At 47.2% G+C, this 16,410-nt stretch carries 15 protein-coding genes; 13 read left to right on the top strand and 2 right to left on the bottom strand.

Features of this window, described 5'->3' with window-relative positions; all coding sequences use genetic code 11:
- Nucleotides 1-479 (top strand): amidohydrolase family protein (locus tag V2I46_06630; GenBank protein MEE4177170.1); only part of this gene is annotated, 479 nt, incomplete at its 5' end.
- A 306-nt stretch (nucleotides 480-785) separates the two neighbouring features.
- Here V2I46_06630 and V2I46_06625 read toward each other — a convergent pair.
- The gene (locus tag V2I46_06625; protein MEE4177169.1) at nucleotides 786-1,448 is read right to left on the bottom strand and encodes a GDSL-type esterase/lipase family protein; all 663 of its coding nucleotides are present in this window, start codon (nucleotides 1,446-1,448) and stop codon (nucleotides 786-788) included.
- A gap of 240 nt (nucleotides 1,449-1,688) precedes the next feature.
- Between V2I46_06625 and V2I46_06620 the strand changes: the two genes are divergently transcribed.
- The 6 genes from V2I46_06620 (at nucleotide 1,689) to rpe (ending at nucleotide 7,178) form a co-directional block, all read left to right on the top strand.
- Nucleotides 1,689-2,228 carry a nitroreductase family protein gene (locus V2I46_06620; GenBank protein MEE4177168.1) on the top strand — a complete coding sequence of 180 codons (540 nt, stop codon included), beginning with the start codon at nucleotides 1,689-1,691 and terminating at the stop codon, nucleotides 2,226-2,228.
- Between the two features lie 112 nt (nucleotides 2,229-2,340).
- Complete coding sequence (locus tag V2I46_06615; protein MEE4177167.1) at nucleotides 2,341-2,778, top strand: hypothetical protein; 438 nt, start codon at nucleotides 2,341-2,343, stop codon at nucleotides 2,776-2,778.
- A 135-nt stretch (nucleotides 2,779-2,913) separates the two neighbouring features.
- Nucleotides 2,914-3,183, top strand: a complete 270-nt coding sequence (rpsO, locus tag V2I46_06610; protein ID MEE4177166.1) for a 30S ribosomal protein S15 — start codon at nucleotides 2,914-2,916, stop codon at nucleotides 3,181-3,183.
- 202 nt (nucleotides 3,184-3,385) lie between these two features.
- Nucleotides 3,386-5,533 (top strand): polyribonucleotide nucleotidyltransferase, encoded by a 2,148-nt coding sequence (gene pnp / locus V2I46_06605; GenBank protein MEE4177165.1) that lies wholly within the window; start codon nucleotides 3,386-3,388, stop codon nucleotides 5,531-5,533.
- A gap of 81 nt (nucleotides 5,534-5,614) precedes the next feature.
- Nucleotides 5,615-6,478, top strand: a complete 864-nt coding sequence (locus V2I46_06600; protein MEE4177164.1) for a DUF3793 family protein — start codon at nucleotides 5,615-5,617, stop codon at nucleotides 6,476-6,478.
- 43 nt (nucleotides 6,479-6,521) lie between these two features.
- Complete coding sequence (gene rpe, locus V2I46_06595) at nucleotides 6,522-7,178, top strand: ribulose-phosphate 3-epimerase (GenBank protein MEE4177163.1); 657 nt, start codon at nucleotides 6,522-6,524, stop codon at nucleotides 7,176-7,178.
- A 79-nt stretch (nucleotides 7,179-7,257) separates the two neighbouring features.
- Here rpe and V2I46_06590 read toward each other — a convergent pair whose 3' ends face one another.
- Nucleotides 7,258-7,641, bottom strand: a complete 384-nt coding sequence (locus tag V2I46_06590; GenBank protein MEE4177162.1) for a hypothetical protein — start codon at nucleotides 7,639-7,641, stop codon at nucleotides 7,258-7,260.
- Nucleotides 7,642-7,952: 311 nt separating this feature from the next.
- On the opposite strand from V2I46_06590, the gene V2I46_06585 reads away from it, so the two are divergent.
- The 6 genes from V2I46_06585 (at nucleotide 7,953) to V2I46_06560 (ending at nucleotide 16,368) form a co-directional block, all read left to right on the top strand.
- Complete coding sequence (locus V2I46_06585; GenBank protein MEE4177161.1) at nucleotides 7,953-8,582, top strand: phosphate-starvation-inducible PsiE family protein; 630 nt, start codon at nucleotides 7,953-7,955, stop codon at nucleotides 8,580-8,582.
- Between the two features lie 223 nt (nucleotides 8,583-8,805).
- A complete protein-coding gene (locus V2I46_06580) occupies nucleotides 8,806-10,428 on the top strand; it encodes a CTP synthase (protein MEE4177160.1) in 1,623 nt (540 codons plus the stop codon).
- 108 nt (nucleotides 10,429-10,536) lie between these two features.
- Nucleotides 10,537-12,474 carry a membrane protein insertase YidC gene (gene yidC / locus V2I46_06575; GenBank protein ID MEE4177159.1) on the top strand — a complete coding sequence of 646 codons (1,938 nt, stop codon included), beginning with the start codon at nucleotides 10,537-10,539 and terminating at the stop codon, nucleotides 12,472-12,474.
- Nucleotides 12,475-12,603: 129 nt separating this feature from the next.
- Nucleotides 12,604-13,962, top strand: coding sequence for an adenylosuccinate lyase (purB, locus tag V2I46_06570; protein MEE4177158.1), 1,359 nt, complete (start codon nucleotides 12,604-12,606; stop codon nucleotides 13,960-13,962).
- A gap of 15 nt (nucleotides 13,963-13,977) precedes the next feature.
- The gene (locus V2I46_06565; protein MEE4177157.1) at nucleotides 13,978-15,798 is read left to right on the top strand and encodes an ABC transporter ATP-binding protein; all 1,821 of its coding nucleotides are present in this window, start codon (nucleotides 13,978-13,980) and stop codon (nucleotides 15,796-15,798) included.
- A gap of 84 nt (nucleotides 15,799-15,882) precedes the next feature.
- Nucleotides 15,883-16,368: a DUF5606 domain-containing protein gene (locus V2I46_06560; GenBank protein MEE4177156.1), complete on the top strand. Its 486-nt coding sequence runs from the start codon at nucleotides 15,883-15,885 to the stop codon at nucleotides 16,366-16,368.
- Nucleotides 16,369-16,410 lie beyond the last annotated feature (42 nt).

Here is a 16,410-nt window from a genome sequence, read left to right as displayed (position 1 = left end):
TCGATTTATTTGGCAAATACAGCATCATCCCCTCCATCCAGACCACCCACGCCACCAGCGATATGATTTGGGCCCTTGACCGCATCGGTGCCGAACGCCTGGAAGGGGCTTATGCCTACCAGCAACTGCTCGGGCAAAACGGCTGGCTGCCCAACGGCAGCGACTTCCCTGTCGAACACATAAACCCCCTCTATGGTTTCTACGCCGCCTTTGCCCGTAAAAACCGTGACGGCTATCCCGAAGGAGGTTTCCAGATGGAAAACGCCCTTACACGCGAGCAGGCCCTCCGTGGAATGACCATCTGGGCCGCAAAAGCCCAGTTCGAAGAAGATGAGAAAGGCAGCCTCGAACCCGGCAAATTCGCCGACTTCATCGTGGTGGAAAAAGACCTGATGACAATGCCCGCCGAAGAAATCCTGACCCTCCCCATCAAATATACCTTTGTCAATGGTGAGAAGGTTTATGCTTCAACCGAATAAGGGCAATATTTCCATATATCAGGAAAAAAATTTTCCTCAGGAGCCAGGACCACCTGACTCCTGTTTTTTTTGCTTCAGGAGCAGGCATTCCGGCAAGGCACTTTTTATTTTCTTTGGGAAAAGGGCCGTACCATCCCCATACCATGGTCGGGGTTTAGTCGGGTTTCAACCGTTTTAAAACGACTAAAACCCGACTGAACCCATACCTTGCCAGAGACCAGTTTGCACCCTGGTTCTTGAACGGGACCCTGGAATTTTTGAGAAGGGATCAAAAAGAATTAATACAATCGGCTGGCGAGGTTCCCCTTATTCCTCCACGTAAGGCTTTAGGATTTCTGCCCATTTAACATATCCCGCCCCTAAAAGGTGCAGGCCGTCGTTGGTGTAGAGGGTGTCGAGCTTGCCTTCAGCGTCCTGAAACTTGGGGTAGAGGTCAATGAAGGTCAGGCCGAATTCGATGGCCAGACTGGCGATACCCGCATTGACGGCGCGGATCTTATCGTCCTTGTTCTGGTGGCCTGTAAAGCGTGTAAAACCATTGTTTGTAGGGAAAAGGCTTTGAACATAAATGGAAGTGGAGGGAGAATCCCTGATGATGCGCTGTATGATTTTTCGATAGTTGGAAAGGATCACTTCGGGCGAATTGTTTTGGGCAATGTCGTTGATGCCGATAAGGATAAAGATCTTGGCGGGTTTGGACGACAACACTTCGTCCAAACGAGCCAATACTCCAAAGGTATTGTCGCCCGAAATGCCCCGGTTCTTCACGCGAGGATTCTGCAGCAGTTCTTCCCAGGCGCCAACATTAGTAATGCTGTTGCCCAGCATGATGATCTCGCCTTCGCCATCAGGGAGCAGTTCGAACATCGACTGCCGCTGTTCATAAAAATAGCTGCGGTAAGTGGTATCCGCCTGTGCAAAAAGGCCGGAGGCAAGTAAAACAAGTATGAAGTTCAGGGCTATTCTCATATCAGATTTTTTTTCAAATTTCAGGAATATTCATGAGAATTTCATTGAAACTTTCGAACAGAAATGTGGAAAACCTGCAAGTTATCAACAATAGATATTTCATAGGGCATATATATTAACTTTACACAAGAATATTGAGCACTGACAATATTTTCCATGCAAAAAGTTATTTTTAAACCCTTGATTTGGCCGGCTTTTTTTTTATTGGCTGTATTACTGGTAATTAATCCCCACATCGCCATGAGCCAGCATCCCAATGAAACCCTGAAAACAATTCACGAACGGACGAGCATTCGCAGCTATACCGAAGAAGTTGTTCCTGCCAAAATGATTGAAATGCTTCTGAAGGCTGCCATGGCGGCCCCATCCTCAAGGAATGTCCAGCCCTGGTTGTTTTTTGTGGTGGAAGACGGTGAACTGTTGAAAAAGCTTTCGGAAGATCTGCCCTCAGCCACAATGCTTGAACATGCCCCCCTGGCTATCGTTGTTTGCGGCGATACCCGCAAGGGCAATCCCAATGAAGAACAGGTGCATAATTGGGTAATGGACTGTTCGGCGGCCACCCAAAACCTTTTGCTGGCCGCTCAGTCGCTGGGGCTTGGGGCGGTATGGACCGGGGTGTATCCTTATGCCGAACGGATCGCCACTGTTAGCAATGCCCTTGGCCTGCCTGACCACATTATTCCCCTCAATGTGGTGCCAGTTGGTTTCCCTGCTGTCCACGCCACACCTAAGGATAAATGGGACGAGGGGAAGGTAAAATACCTGAAGAACGAATAGTCAGTTAGATCGTGAAAGGCTGAAACCCGTGATTTAAGCCCAAAGGTCATTAAGGATTGGCCTGGTTTTTGATACTTTGATCCTGAACGGAACAACCATCAAAATATGCCCTATGAGAGCTGCGCTAAAACCCTTATATGACTACCAGTGGGAGTTAACCCTTGCGGGCGCTCAACTGGATGAAAAAATATTGCGCTGCCCCTGCAGCGGCAATGTTGAGGCTGCTATCAGGGGGCATTGCCGCAGCCTGATCATGACTGCTTCCGACATTAAATACGAATTGATCAGCCTGGAGCAGGCCCTTTCAGAGACCGATGAGGACTCCCTTTCGGAAACGGAAAAGGCAGGACTCCTTGCGGAAGCACTGCAGCAAATGGAGCGCTCGCTTTACCTGGTGGTAAAAAATTTCGTGAACCTGATGGCATCTGTGGAAGGACAGCCCGAAGAGGAAGCTGCGCGGGAGATCCTGAAGGAATTCTGGCCTAAAATGGCCGAAATATACCAGTATTTTAAAACCAGCCTGCTGGAGGTTGAAGCAGAAAACAAATAGCCTCAATCGTTGGCACGTTGTTTTAAGAAAAAAAGACGCCAAATTAGTTTGCTAAATAAAAAGAATCTACTATCTTTGCAAGCCTGAAAAACGAAGGAGAATTTAGAAAACCAGGAAATAAAATTGCTCAATACCATGTATTTAACCTCAGAAACAAAAAAAGAAATATTCCAGCAGTATGGTGGTTCAGATACCAATACTGGTTCACCTGAAGGCCAGATTGCCCTTTTCACCCACAGGATCAATCACTTGACCAAGCACCTGAAAGCCAACAAGAAGGATAAAGGCACGCAGCGCTCGCTGATTCTCCTGGTAGGAAAAAGAAGAAGACTGCTTGATTACCTGAAAAGCAAGGAAATAGAACGCTACAGGGAAATCATTAAGAAACTGAACCTCAGGAAGTAATTAAAACTTCGTAAGAAACAGGCAATTAAAAATTTAGTTGCCTGTTTTTTTTTTCAGACAAAAAGAAAAACCGGTATCTGCATAAGATTGTTGTTGATTTTCCCAACTTATTGTATTAATTTTAACACCTTTTGCACGAAAAACCGAAAAAAGAAAACAAGACGAGAATTATTAGAAACAGAAATTAAGAAAGAAAAAGAAAATGTCGACGACTAAGATTGGAATTACAAAAGAGTTTGATTTAGGAGACGGAAGGATCGTTTCCATTGAAACCGGGAAGCTTGCCAAGCAGGCTGACGGATCTGTTGTTGTAAAGATGGGCGAAACCATGCTGTTGGCTACTGTAGTGGCTAAGAAAGATGTGGTTGAAGGTCAGGATTTTTTACCCCTGTCTGTTGATTACCAGGAAAAATATGCTGCCGCAGGGCGTTTCCCGGGTGGTTTTTTCAAGCGTGAAGCACGCCCCTCAGAATATGAGATATTGATATCCCGTTTGGTTGACAGGGCGCTTCGTCCGATGTTCCCCGACGGTTATCGCGCCGAGACCCAGGTCCTTATTTCCCTGATTTCGGCAGAAAAGAACAATTTGCCTGATGCATTTGCAGGTCTTGCTGCTTCAGCAGCCCTGGCGGTATCAGATATTCCCTTCAACGGGCCCATTTCTGAAGTAAGAGTAGCCCGTATTGATGGAAAATTCGTCATCAACCCTACAATCACTGACCTTGCTGAGGCCGACATCGAGATCATGGTAGCCGGAACGCTGGACAACATTGTGATGGTAGAAGGCGAGATGAAGGAAGTCTCGGAAAATGATATGATCGAGGCCATTAAAGTGGCCCACCAGGCCATTAAGGTTCAGTGCCAGGCGCAGCTTGATCTGGCGGCAATGGTTGAAAAATCGAAAGAAAAACGGGAGTATCCTGCGGAAGCGGGAGATGAATCGCTTTACGAAGCGATGAAAACCGCTTTGTACGACAAGGTGTATGCCCAGGCCAAGAGTCCCGATGGCAAAGCCGAACGCAAGGCAGCCATGGACGTCCTCAGGGATGAGTTTATGGCCCAGTACAGCGAAGAAGAACAGCAAGAAAAAGCGCCCCTGATCAAGAAATATTTTGGAAAGATCCAGAAAGAAGCTGTGCGCAACCTGGTCCTGGATGAGAAGATTCGTCTGGATGGCCGCAAACCTGATGAGATCCGCCCGATCTGGTCAGAGGTGGATTACCTGCCTGCCGCCCATGGTTCTGCGATCTTTACCCGCGGAGAAACGCAATCACTGACGACTGTAACCCTGGGGACCAAACTGGATGAGCAAACCATTGACGGAGCTGTATTTGAAGGCAAGAACAAGTTCCTGTTGCATTACAACTTTCCGCCATTCAGCACAGGTGAGGTCAAGATGATGCGGGGCACCAGCAGGCGTGAGATCGGTCACGGAAACCTGGCCCTGCGCGCACTGAAACCCGTCCTGCCCAATGGCAACGATAACCCTTATACCGTTCGGATCGTTTCCGACATCCTTGAATCGAACGGTTCGTCATCGATGGCTACCGTTTGTGCAGGAACCCTTGCCCTCCTTGATGCCGGTGTTAAGATCAGCAAACCGGTATCAGGTATTGCCATGGGACTGATTGCAGACCCTGACACCAACCGTTATACTATTTTGTCAGATATCCTGGGTGATGAAGACCACCTGGGCGACATGGACTTTAAAGTAACGGGTACGCGCGATGGCATCACCGCCTGCCAGATGGACATCAAGATTGATGGTCTCAGCTACGACCTGATGGCCGAAGCCCTTGAGCAGGCCAAAAGAGGCCGTATGCACATCCTGGGCGAGATGGTCAAGACCATTTCCGAGCCCCGTGCCGATTACAAGCCTCACGTGCCGCGCATTGTCAAGATGACCATTCCCAAGGAATTTATTGGCGCCATCATTGGCCCCGGTGGAAAAGTCATCCAGGAGATGCAGCGTGAAAGCGGTTCAACCATTGTTATTGAGGAGGTTGGGGATTACGGTGTGATCGATATCGTTTCGGATGACAAGGAATCCATTGACTTTGTAATCAACAAAATCAAAGGAATCATTGCCGTACCTGAAATTGGTGAGATTTATGAAGGCACCATCAAGAGCATCGTACCCTTTGGGATGTTCGTTGAGATCATTCCCGGTAAGGAAGGCCTGCTGCACATCAGCGAGATCGAATGGAGAAGGCTTGAGAAAGTGGAGGACAGCGGCTTTAAGGTTGGCGACAAGATCGAGGTTAAACTTCTGGACCTGGACAAAAAGACAGGCAAGCTGAAACTCTCGCGCAAAGTGCTTATTCCCAGGGATCAGCCCAAAAAAGACTGATTCTGAAGCACAGGCTTTGCCGGGTGTAAACTTTTTGTGGAGAATTCCGTAGAATAGAATAACATCTTTTCTGGCAAGCTTATGAGGCAACTTAAAATATCCAAGCAGGTTACCAACAGGGATACTGCTTCCCTCGACAAGTACCTGCAGGAAATTGCCAGGGTCGGGTTAATCTCGGCCGAAGAGGAAGTTATTCTGGCACAGAAAATAAAGCAAGGCGATAGGGCGGCTTTGGAAAAACTTACCAAAGCCAACCTTCGCTTTGTTGTTTCTGTTTCGAAACAATACCAAAACCAGGGACTGAGTCTCCCCGACCTGATCAACGAAGGCAATTTGGGTTTGATGAAGGCTGCACAGCGGTTTGACGAAACCCGGGGTTTTAAGTTCATCTCCTATGCGGTTTGGTGGATCAGGCAGTCCATTTTACAGGCCCTTGCTGAGCAGGCGCGTATTGTTCGCCTGCCGCTGAATAAGATCGGCACCATCAACAAGATCAACAAGGCATTCTCCTTGCTGGAGCAGAAGCTTGAGCGCGAGCCTTTCCCGCACGAAATCGCTGAGCTGCTCGATATGCCTGAGGAAGAAGTAAAGGAGTCACTTAAAAACGCCGGACGGCATGTTAGCATGGATGCCCCGCTAATTCAGGGTGAAGAGAACGACATGTATGAGGTGCTCACCAATGAAGAGGCCGACATGCCAGAGAACAACCTGCTATATGACTCGCTGAAGGATGAAATAGAACGGGCCATTTCAACCCTTACCCCCCGGGAGGCTGAAGTAATCCGCTATTATTTCGGATTGGGTGGATTGCAACCCCACACCCTGGAAGAAATTGGCGAAAAGCTTGACCTCACGCGCGAGCGAGCCAGGCAGATCAAAGAAAAAGCCCTCAGGCGACTCAAGCATTTCTCCCGCTGCAAGAACCTAAAACCTTATTTGGGATAAACCATCATTTTTCACTTTTCATTTCTCACTTTTCATTTTCATTATGTCTGTTCTTCTGGCCCCTTCCCTGCTTGCTGCCAATTTTCTGGAACTTGGAAAAGAAGTGGAAATGGTAAACGAAAGCCAGGCCGACCTGTTTCATGTAGATGTAATGGATGGGCATTTTGTTCCGAACCTCACCTTTGGTTTTTTTATCATCAGGCAGATCAAAGCGATCGCAAAAAAGCCCCTGGATGTGCATCTGATGATCAGCAATCCTGACCGCTACCTTGAGGAATACAAGGATGCAGGAGCAGACTGGCTGAGTGTGCATTATGAAACCTGTCCCCACCTTCACAGCAGCATCCAGCAAATCAAGAAACTGGGGATGAAAGCCGGAGTGGTAATCAACCCACACAATCCTGTAAGCCTGCTCAGTGACATTATTCCCGATGCAGATTATGTGTTGCTGATGTCAGTAAACCCCGGATTTGGCGGACAGAACTTTATTGAAAGCACCTATCGGCGTCTTCAGGAGTTAAAAGCGTTGAAAGAAAAAATGAATCCCCAACTGCTGATTGAGGTGGACGGAGGGGTGGATGCAACCAATTCCGGCAAACTGGCAAAGGCCGGTGCCAATGTGTTGGTGGCAGGAAGCGCCGTTTTCGGTGCAGACAGCCCTGCCTTGGCCATTAGAGAAATTAAGGCAGCAGCCGAATAAAAATCAGCCCTCTATTCAAAAACTAACTTCCCGTTAAAATCAACTGGCGTAATCTCATTTCCGGGGAGCTAGGAGATCCTTATTTCAGGTGTGCCTTGCGTTGCAGGAAAGGCCTGTAAAAATCGAAATTCTGATAAATCAGGAATACTGTCAGCAAGGCAACGATCAGTCCCGGAAGGATTCCCCTTGGGTCATAAAGGATATGAAAAGCAAGAATGTTGATGCTGATTGGAGCCAGCACAATCAAGGCGAGCGGGACAAAGCGGTTGGTTAGCAGGGCAATGGCCACAAGCATCTCGAAAAGTTTCACATACATCAGCCAGTAACCCATGCTTACCAGGATGTTCTGGGCTTCAGCAGGCATAGGAGTAAGCCCAAGGAAATTTTCAAAAAAATGATTGGCACCATAAATCAACAGAATGAGCCCCAGCGTGATTCTGGCTATTCTCTTCATGCTTTCCATACGTTTGGGTTTTTTAGAGATACTAATTTTTCGGGCCCAGGCAACTTGAATCCCCCTGAGGCTTACTGACAATAAAAATAAATATTAATTCCAAAATGTCAAAAAAATAATTTCTTAATCAGAATGGACAGTTAGCCAGGAAAATTCAATTTTTCAACATGATTCCTTTCCTGTCCATTCATTAAAGCAATATTGATCTTCGCCCATGGAATCCAGCAATTGCAAAAAGCCCGAAGAAAGAGGGGCAAATGGTAATGTGTTTTTTCTTAATTTTACTTTTTCTTTTCCAGAAGAAAAGCAAAACCAAGAATATGGACAAAAGTAAAAAGCAATCATCGAGACTAAACGCGATCACAAAACGAGTGGAGAAATATATCATCCAACTGCTGATCGCGCTGATGTCTATTTTGCTGATCATCGCCAGCCTTCAGCTTGCATACGAAGTGATAAAGGCCATCCTTACCTCTGATGGGTTCCTGATAGACCTGGACGGGCTGATGGGCTTGTTTAGTGTTTTTCTCCTGGTATTGATAGGCATAGAATTGCTCGACACCATTAAGGTATATTTCAAGGAACACGTCATTCACGTTGAAATCGTTTTGCTGGTTGCCATCATTGCAGTAGCCCGAAAGGTGATTGTCATGGATTTTGACAAATATTCCGGCATCGAAATCATTGGTATTGGATTTATAGTCCTCGCCCTGGCAGGGGGATATTATCTTGTAAAAAAATCTGGGAAAATTGGTTTCTGGCCCAAGGAATCGGAGGAAGACCGCGAGACCATCATTGAAGAAAAGGCCATCGGTGAAGAAAACGATGAAAGGTTAATTGAACGTAAAAAAGTCATCAAAAGCCAGATTATTGAAACACCAGCAGATCCGGAGGATATTCAGAGCTTACGAGAAAACCAGTCGGAACCGAAAGGCAAATCCGGAGATTAAAGTATAGACCCGGGGAAGGATGGTTAATCTTCGTCCTTCACCCTGGTGAGATTGATTAAAACATCACATGGCTTGGAAAAACCTAATACATAATGAACTTGCTGCTAATATTTTGCAAATTAATTATTTATTAAAAAGGGTGATTTTCTGCAATCTTTTCTTACTTTCGCAACCGTAAATTCACTGCCTTTCGTAAGGGAAAACCAAAGAGAAAAACGGAATCATGGCAAGGGCAACAGACCAGACCAAATATATTTTTGTTACCGGGGGCGTGACCTCTTCGCTGGGAAAAGGGATCATATCTGCTTCCCTGGCCAAACTCCTTCAGGCCAGGTGTTATTCTGTAACCATCCAGAAACTTGATCCCTACATCAACATCGATCCCGGAACCCTGAACCCTTACGAACACGGGGAATGCTATGTAACAGAAGACGGAGCAGAAACGGACCTCGACCTGGGACACTACGAGCGGTTTTTGAATGTTAACACTTCCCAGGCAAATAATGTCACAACCGGGCGAATCTATAAGTCGGTGATTGAAAAGGAGCGCCGGGGCGATTATCTTGGGGAAACTGTACAGGTGATCCCTCATATTACGGATGAGATCAAGCATTCCATTAAGCTTCTGGGCAAAAGCGGCCAATACGATTTTGTTATCACTGAGATCGGGGGTACTGTTGGCGACATTGAGTCCCTGCCCTATATTGAAGCCATCAGGCAATTGAAATGGGAGTTGGGCTCCAGGGCATTGGTTATCCATTTAACCCTTGTACCGTACCTTTCAGCAGCCAGGGAGCTCAAAACCAAGCCCACCCAGCATTCGGTAAAAACCATGCTGGAATATGGAGTACAACCCGACATCCTGGTCTGTCGCACCGAGAGGCCCCTCAACGATCACATTCGCAATAAAATTGCCCTGTTTTGCAACGTAGAGGCCACTTCGGTCATCGAATCGATTGACACAAGTTCCATTTATAAGGTACCCATCCTGATGCGCGAGGAAAAACTGGACCAGGTGGTGCTGAAGAAAATGCGAATGAAAAGCAACTGCCCGGCAGACCTAGAAAGTTGGGAAAAGTTCATTTCACGCCTGGAACATCCAACAAAAGCTGTCAGTATTGGACTGGTAGGAAAATATGTTGAGCTTATTGACTCGTATAAATCGATCATTGAATCGCTGATACATGCCGGCACAACCAATGAATGCCGTGTTAATCTGAAATTGATACACTCAGAGCAGATCGATGAAAATAATCCTGCAGCCTCTTTTGAAGGCTTATCGGGGATATTGGTAGCCCCTGGCTTTGGCGACCGGGGCATTGAAGGAAAGATTGCCGCCATCTCATACGCAAGGAAGAACGATATTCCTTTCCTGGGTATTTGCCTGGGCATGCAATGTGCCGTGGTTGAATTTGCCCGGAACGTCATGAAGATGAAAGATGCCCATTCAACGGAGATGAACCCCAACACCCACCACCCGGTTATCGACATCATGGAAGAGCAAAAGAAAGTCACCATGAAGGGAGGAACCATGCGCCTGGGAGCTTATCCATGTAAGGTAAAGCCTGGCTCACTTGCCTTCAGTATCTATGGCACTGAAAATATCTCGGAACGCCACCGGCATCGTTTTGAGTTTAACAATCATTATCTCAATGATTTTGAAAGCCACGGAATGTTTGCCACAGGGATAAATCCACAGGCCAACCTGGTGGAGATCATGGAACTGAAAGAGCACCCCTTCTTTATTGGCGTGCAATTTCACCCGGAATACAGAAGTACGGTAGCTAATCCGCATCCTTTGTTTGTAAACTTTGTGGAAGCGGCCATCCGTTATGCAGAGAAATAAATCCTTGATGCTGCAAATTTATCCGGCTGCAGAGGCATTTTTACCTTCTTTAACAATTGTGGCACGGTCAATTAAACTATCTTTGCAATCCAAAATAAAATTTATCGAATGAGCAGAGACAACATTATCGGGATTATTCTGCTTGCTGCTATTTTGATCGGTTATAGCCTGTGGACGCGGCCCAGCCAGGAAGAAATCATGGAGACCCGCCGCATTCAGGACAGCATCAGCTTGGCCCAGCAGCAGCGGGAAACCGAAGAGCAAAAGCAACTGGAACTGCAGGCAGCCCAGCAGGACACAGCAGATCTTTTTGAGCCCATCGAAGCCGAGGATATCTCCGAACTGGACTCCACCCAGCAGGCGAAAATTGCCGACCGCATGGGTAGTTTTGCAAATGCCGCCGTCGGAACACAGGAATTAATCACCCTTGAAAACGAGGTATTAAGGTTGAAGATCAACACCCTCGGTGGTTATATCCATTCAGCCGAATTAAAAAATTACCTGACCTGGGAAAAAGAACCTCTTTTGCTGTTCGAAGGAGACGAGAATGAGTTCGCACTGAATTTCTTTGCAGCAAACCGAAGCATCTCGACGGGTGAATTGTTTTTCAGACCTTACTATGCTGATCCACGTTTTGAAGGTCAAAACGAGATTATGGTGGAAGGCAATGATTCTACTGCCTTCTCTATGCGGCTCTATACCGAAGCCCACACCCCTGAATCCCCTAGTTATATTGAGTATTTCTATGGCCTGAAAGGGGACGATTATATGGTTGACTTCCACATCAATTTCGTGGGCATGCAACCGGTAATAGCCAACAATACCACTTTCCTTAACCTGGACTGGCATATGCTGATGCCCCGTCAGGAAAAGAGCCTGAAAAACGAACGGAACAACACCACGCTCTATTACAAATATGCAAGCGACGATGTTGAGCGCTTGCGGGAGACCCGCGATAGCGAGGAACGGCTGCCCACCAGCATCCGATGGGTTTCGTTCAAACAGCAGTTCTTTTCAGCTGCGCTGATCTCTCAGCGGGGTTTCGACAATGGTGATGTTTCAAGTAAAATGGTGGAGGAAACCGATGAGGAACATACCAAGTTTGCTTCCATAAGCCTGAACCTCTCCTATGATCCCCGGGGCGACAACCTCTACCCCATGGATCTTTATCTGGGCCCCAATCATTACCAAACCCTGAAAAACTACGACCTGGACCTGGAAAGACAGATTCCCCTGGGATGGAACTTTTTCCTCATGGCATGGATCAACAAATATGCCATTATCCCGGTGTTTAACTTCCTTGACGGGTTCAACATCAACTACGGGATCATTATCCTCATCCTGACCATCCTCCTGAAGATCTTCCTGATACCCATCGCCTATAAAACCCATATTGGTCAGGCCAAGATGCGTTTGCTTAAACCTGAGATTGAGGAGATCAGTAAGAAATTCCCCAACAAAGAAGATGCCATGAAAAAGCAGCAGGCTACCATGGCATTGTATAAAAAGGCGGGCGTCAACCAGATGGCTGGATGCGTACCCATGGTTTTGCAGCTACCTATCCTGCTGGCGATGTTCCGATTCTTCCCAGCCTCCATTGAATTGCGCCAGCAAAGTTTTCTCTGGGCTGATGACCTTTCCTCATACGACTCAATCCTCGACCTGCCTTTCGACATCCCCTTCTATGGTGACCACGTGAGCTTATTTACGCTGCTGATGACCATATCTACCATTATTTACACCCACGTAAATAACCAGATGATGGGCACCAGCAACCAGATGCCGGGCATGAAGACCATGATGTACATCATGCCGGTGATGTTCCTGGGTATTTTCAACAATTTTGCTTCGGGTTTGAGCTACTATTACTTCCTGACCAACGTTCTTACTTTTGGTCAGGTTTACCTGATGCGGCAGTTTATTAACGAAGACAAACTGCACAAACAAATACAGGAGAACATGAAAAGGCCTGTAAAGAAATCAAAATGGATGCAACGCATGGAGCAGGTTCAAAAACAACAGGAAGCCCAGCGCCGCAAGAAATAATCAATTCTCAAGCAAAGGATCCGCAGGGCCCAGTCCTGCGGATTTTTTGTTTATGCCTTTTCGAAATCGGTTTGCCAAAGGGTATTTTCAATAAACAATAACAGTTTTATTAACTTTGACAAAAAAACCATGAAAGAAGCGGGATTATCCTGTATCTCACCCATTGATGGGCGCTACCGCAAGACCACTGCAGCCTTAAGCCCTTTCTTTTCTGAACTGGCCCTCATTCGTTACAGGTTGATGGTTGAGCTTGCCTATTTCGAAGCCTTGTATAATATCCCCTTACCCGAACTTAAGGGGTTACCCGCCGAAAGCCTCAAAGAATTAAAAAAACTGAATTTGAATTTTTCTGAGTCTGATGCCATACAGGTGAAGGACATTGAAGCGAAAACCAATCATGACATCAAAGCCGTTGAATACTTCCTTAAGGAACATTTCGACCGGCTGGGGCTTCAGGAATACAGGGAGTTCGTTCATTTTGGACTGACCTCACAGGATATTAACAACACTGCCATTCCGCTTTCGCTGAAGGAAGGCCTGGAGCAGGTCATTTACCCTGTCGTTGAAAACCTTCTCAAAAAGCTCCACGATCTGGCCATTCAATGGAAGGATGTCCCGATGCTTGCCCGCACGCATGGACAACCCGCCTCACCTACCCTGCTGGGGAAGGAGATCCTGGTGTTCCACGAAAGGATCAGGCTGCAGTTTGAACAACTGAAAGCAATATCTTTCCCGGCTAAATTCGGGGGAGCTACCGGAAACTTCAATGCCCATCATGTAGCTTATCCTGGGATTGACTGGATGGCTTTTGCAGAGAAATTTACGGCCAGCCTGGGCCTGAAGCGCTCTTGCCCCACAACCCAGATTGACCATTACGACCTGCTGGCGGCCATCTTCGATAACCTGAAGCGTATTTGCACCATCATCATCGACCTTGATCGCGACTTCTGGACTTATATCTCAATGGAGTACTTCCGGCAGAAAGTGGTCAAGGGCGAAGTCGGCTCCTCGGCAATGCCCCATAAAGTGAACCCCATTGACTTTGAAAACGCCGAAGGCAATGCCGGGGTAGCCATTGCCCTGTTTGAGCACCTCTCGGCCAAATTACCCATATCTCGCCTGCAACGCGACCTCACTGATTCTACCGTTCTCCGGAATATGGGTGTTCCCTTAGCACACCTGCTGATTGCCCTCAAAAGCACCCTGCGCGGCCTGGATAAGGTTTCCCTGAACCCTGAGGCCCTGGATCAAGACCTGGAGAAAAATAGCGCTGTGGTGGCTGAAGCCATACAGACCATCCTGCGTAAGATCCGTTACCCTGAACCCTACGAAAAGCTGAAGGACCTTACACGGAACAACCAGCCCATTACAAGGGAAGCACTGGACCAATTCATCGATTCGCTGGATATCAGTGAAGAACAGAAAGAAAACCTGAAACAGATCACCCCTTTTAATTACACCGGCATAAAACCCAAGGCGCTGGAATAACATCCCCTGGTATCAATGAAGAATTTCCTCAAGATCATTCAATATATCCTTCCCTATAAGGGCAAAGTCGCCCTCAACGTGATCTTCAACCTGATGTCGGTCATCTTTTCTTTGTTTTCAATCACCATGGCCATTCCCTTTTTGGGAATTCTCTTTCAGATCCAGGAGATGGTCTACGAAAAGGTGCCTTTCTCATTTTCGCTGAGCTCATTGATGCACAATTTCAACTATTACATCAGCCGGCTGATTGAAAACCATGGACCTTTTTATGCCCTGATCCTCATTGGGGTTGTGGTGATTGTCACCAGTCTGATGAAAAATAGCTTCAAATATATGGCTATGTATTTCCTGACCCCAATCCGGAACGGGGTGGTAAAGGACATACGCAACGCCATGTACAAGAAAACCATTGACCTGCCCCTGGCTTATTATACCCGCGAAAGGAAAGGTGATATCATTTCGCGCATGACCAACGATGTGCACCAAATCGAGATCAGTGTGATCAGCTCCCTTGAAATGGTGTTCCGCGAGCCCATAACCATTCTGGTATATTTGTCGAGCCTGCTGGTGCTCAGCCCGCAGTTAACCTTGTTTGTACTCATTCTGCTTCCCCTTAGCGGACTGGTGATCGGGCGTGTCGGGAAGTCGTTGCGCGCCACCGCCTTGCGAAGTCAAAGCCGCCTGGGCACCATCCTGTCGGTTATGGAGGAGACCATCACCGGGCTTAGGGTCATCAAGGCTTTCAACGCCGAGGAAATGATGAATCGCAGATTCAGGGGCCTCAACCAGAAATATACGCGACTGATGAACCGGCTTTACCGGAGGCACTACCTGGCATCGCCCATGAGTGAATTTCTGGGCACACTGGTGGTGGTCATCATTATGCTTTTTGGTGGGGCCATGGTACTTAGGGGGCATGGCGGATTGTCGCCAAACGCCTTTATCGGATACCTTCTCATATTCTCGCAGATCATCAACCCTGCAAAATCCTTCAGTCAGGCCTATTATAATATCCAAAAGGGCATGGCTTCAGCTGACCGCATCGATGATGTCCTGAAGGCAGTGAATCCCATCAAAGAACCTGCAGATGCCCTGAGCAAAACTTCCTTCGACAATGAGATCACCCTGCAGAACGTCAGCTTCCAGTATGAAAATGAACCGGTGCTGAGAAACATCAACCTGACAATTCGTAAGGGCCAGATGGTGGCCCTGGTAGGGCAGTCAGGAGCAGGCAAATCCACCCTTGTGGATTTAATTCCCAGGTTTTACGATACCAGTATGGGCGAGATCCTGATCGATGGCTTTCCCATTCGCAACGTTAAGATTGAAGACCTGAGGGCACTGATGGGCAATGTCAATCAAGAGCCGATTCTTTTCAACGATACCTTTTACAACAACATTGCCTTTGGTGATAGCGAGGTTACTGAAGAAGAAGTGATACAGGCAGCCCGGGTGGCCAATGCCCACGAGTTCATAGAGCGTACCCCCGAAGGTTATCAAACCAATATAGGCGACAGGGGCAGCAAATTATCGGGAGGACAGCGACAGCGCATCAGCATTGCCAGGGCTATCCTGAAAAACCCGCCCATCCTGATTCTCGATGAGGCCACCAGCGCATTGGATACCGAATCGGAGAAACTCGTACAGGAAGCCCTGCACAACATCATGCAAAACCGCACCTCTATTGTGGTGGCTCACCGCCTTTCCACCGTAGTCAACGCCGACCTGATCTGTGTTATGCACGAGGGGGAAATCGTTGAGCAGGGAACCCACCAGGAACTGCTGGATAAAAATGGCATTTACAAAAAACTGCATAGCTTGCAGATGTTCTCCTAAAATTGGAAATACTGTTTCACAAATAATCCTTACTTTTGCAATCTATATCAGCGAGAGGCTGAATGACCATAAAAAAATTAACCAATGGATTTAAGTGACATCCTGACCATATCCGGGAAAAGTGGGCTGTATAAAGTCATTTCCCAAACAAAGAACGGCCTGGTGGCTGAATCGCTTACCGATGGCAAAAAGATCCCGGTATTCCTTTCTGATCGCAGCAGCGCCCTTGAAGATATCAGCATCTTTACCCAAACGGAAGACATCCCGCTGAAAGAGATTCTCCTGAAAATCTACGAGAAAGAAGATGGGAAATCATGCATTGAGGCGAAGGAAGATCCTGCAAAACTGAAGGCCTACTTTGAGTCTATCCTGCCCGATTATGACCAGGACAGGGTCTATATTTCTGACATCAAGAAAGTCTTTACCTGGTATAACCTGCTGCTAGAGAAGGATATGATCAAGCCCGAGGAACCCGAACAGGAAGAAAAACCTGAAGAAAAGCCAGCAAAAGAAGAAAAACCTGAGAAACAGAAAAAACCGGCGGCAAAAAAACCCGCCAAAAAAGAATAATTTATAAGAGTCCGGACATCCCGGACTTTTTTTTAGTTTCGC

Origin of the sequence: Bacteroides sp. (genome assembly GCA_036351255.1) — a bacterium.
In the GTDB taxonomy this organism is placed as follows: domain Bacteria; phylum Bacteroidota; class Bacteroidia; order Bacteroidales; family UBA7960; genus UBA7960.
This window is presented reverse-complemented; position numbering and strand designations above follow the sequence as displayed.

Bases quoted from the DNA above. Each gene is read 5' to 3' on its own strand.
- V2I46_06625 (MEE4177169.1), bottom strand. From the start codon at position 1,448: ATGAGAATAGCCCTGAACTTCATACTTGTTTTACTTGCCTCCGGCCTT.
- V2I46_06620 (MEE4177168.1), top strand. From the start codon at position 1,689: ATGAGCCAGCATCCCAATGAAACCCTGAAAACAATTCACGAACGGACG.
- V2I46_06615 (MEE4177167.1), top strand. From the start codon at position 2,341: ATGAGAGCTGCGCTAAAACCCTTATATGACTACCAGTGGGAGTTAACC.
- rpsO (MEE4177166.1), top strand. From the start codon at position 2,914: ATGTATTTAACCTCAGAAACAAAAAAAGAAATATTCCAGCAGTATGGT.
- pnp (MEE4177165.1), top strand. From the start codon at position 3,386: ATGTCGACGACTAAGATTGGAATTACAAAAGAGTTTGATTTAGGAGAC.
- V2I46_06600 (MEE4177164.1), top strand. From the start codon at position 5,615: ATGAGGCAACTTAAAATATCCAAGCAGGTTACCAACAGGGATACTGCT.
- rpe (MEE4177163.1), top strand. From the start codon at position 6,522: ATGTCTGTTCTTCTGGCCCCTTCCCTGCTTGCTGCCAATTTTCTGGAA.
- V2I46_06590 (MEE4177162.1), bottom strand. From the start codon at position 7,641: ATGGAAAGCATGAAGAGAATAGCCAGAATCACGCTGGGGCTCATTCTG.
- V2I46_06585 (MEE4177161.1), top strand. From the start codon at position 7,953: ATGGACAAAAGTAAAAAGCAATCATCGAGACTAAACGCGATCACAAAA.
- V2I46_06580 (MEE4177160.1), top strand. From the start codon at position 8,806: ATGGCAAGGGCAACAGACCAGACCAAATATATTTTTGTTACCGGGGGC.
- yidC (MEE4177159.1), top strand. From the start codon at position 10,537: ATGAGCAGAGACAACATTATCGGGATTATTCTGCTTGCTGCTATTTTG.
- purB (MEE4177158.1), top strand. From the start codon at position 12,604: ATGAAAGAAGCGGGATTATCCTGTATCTCACCCATTGATGGGCGCTAC.
- V2I46_06565 (MEE4177157.1), top strand. From the start codon at position 13,978: ATGAAGAATTTCCTCAAGATCATTCAATATATCCTTCCCTATAAGGGC.
- V2I46_06560 (MEE4177156.1), top strand. From the start codon at position 15,883: ATGGATTTAAGTGACATCCTGACCATATCCGGGAAAAGTGGGCTGTAT.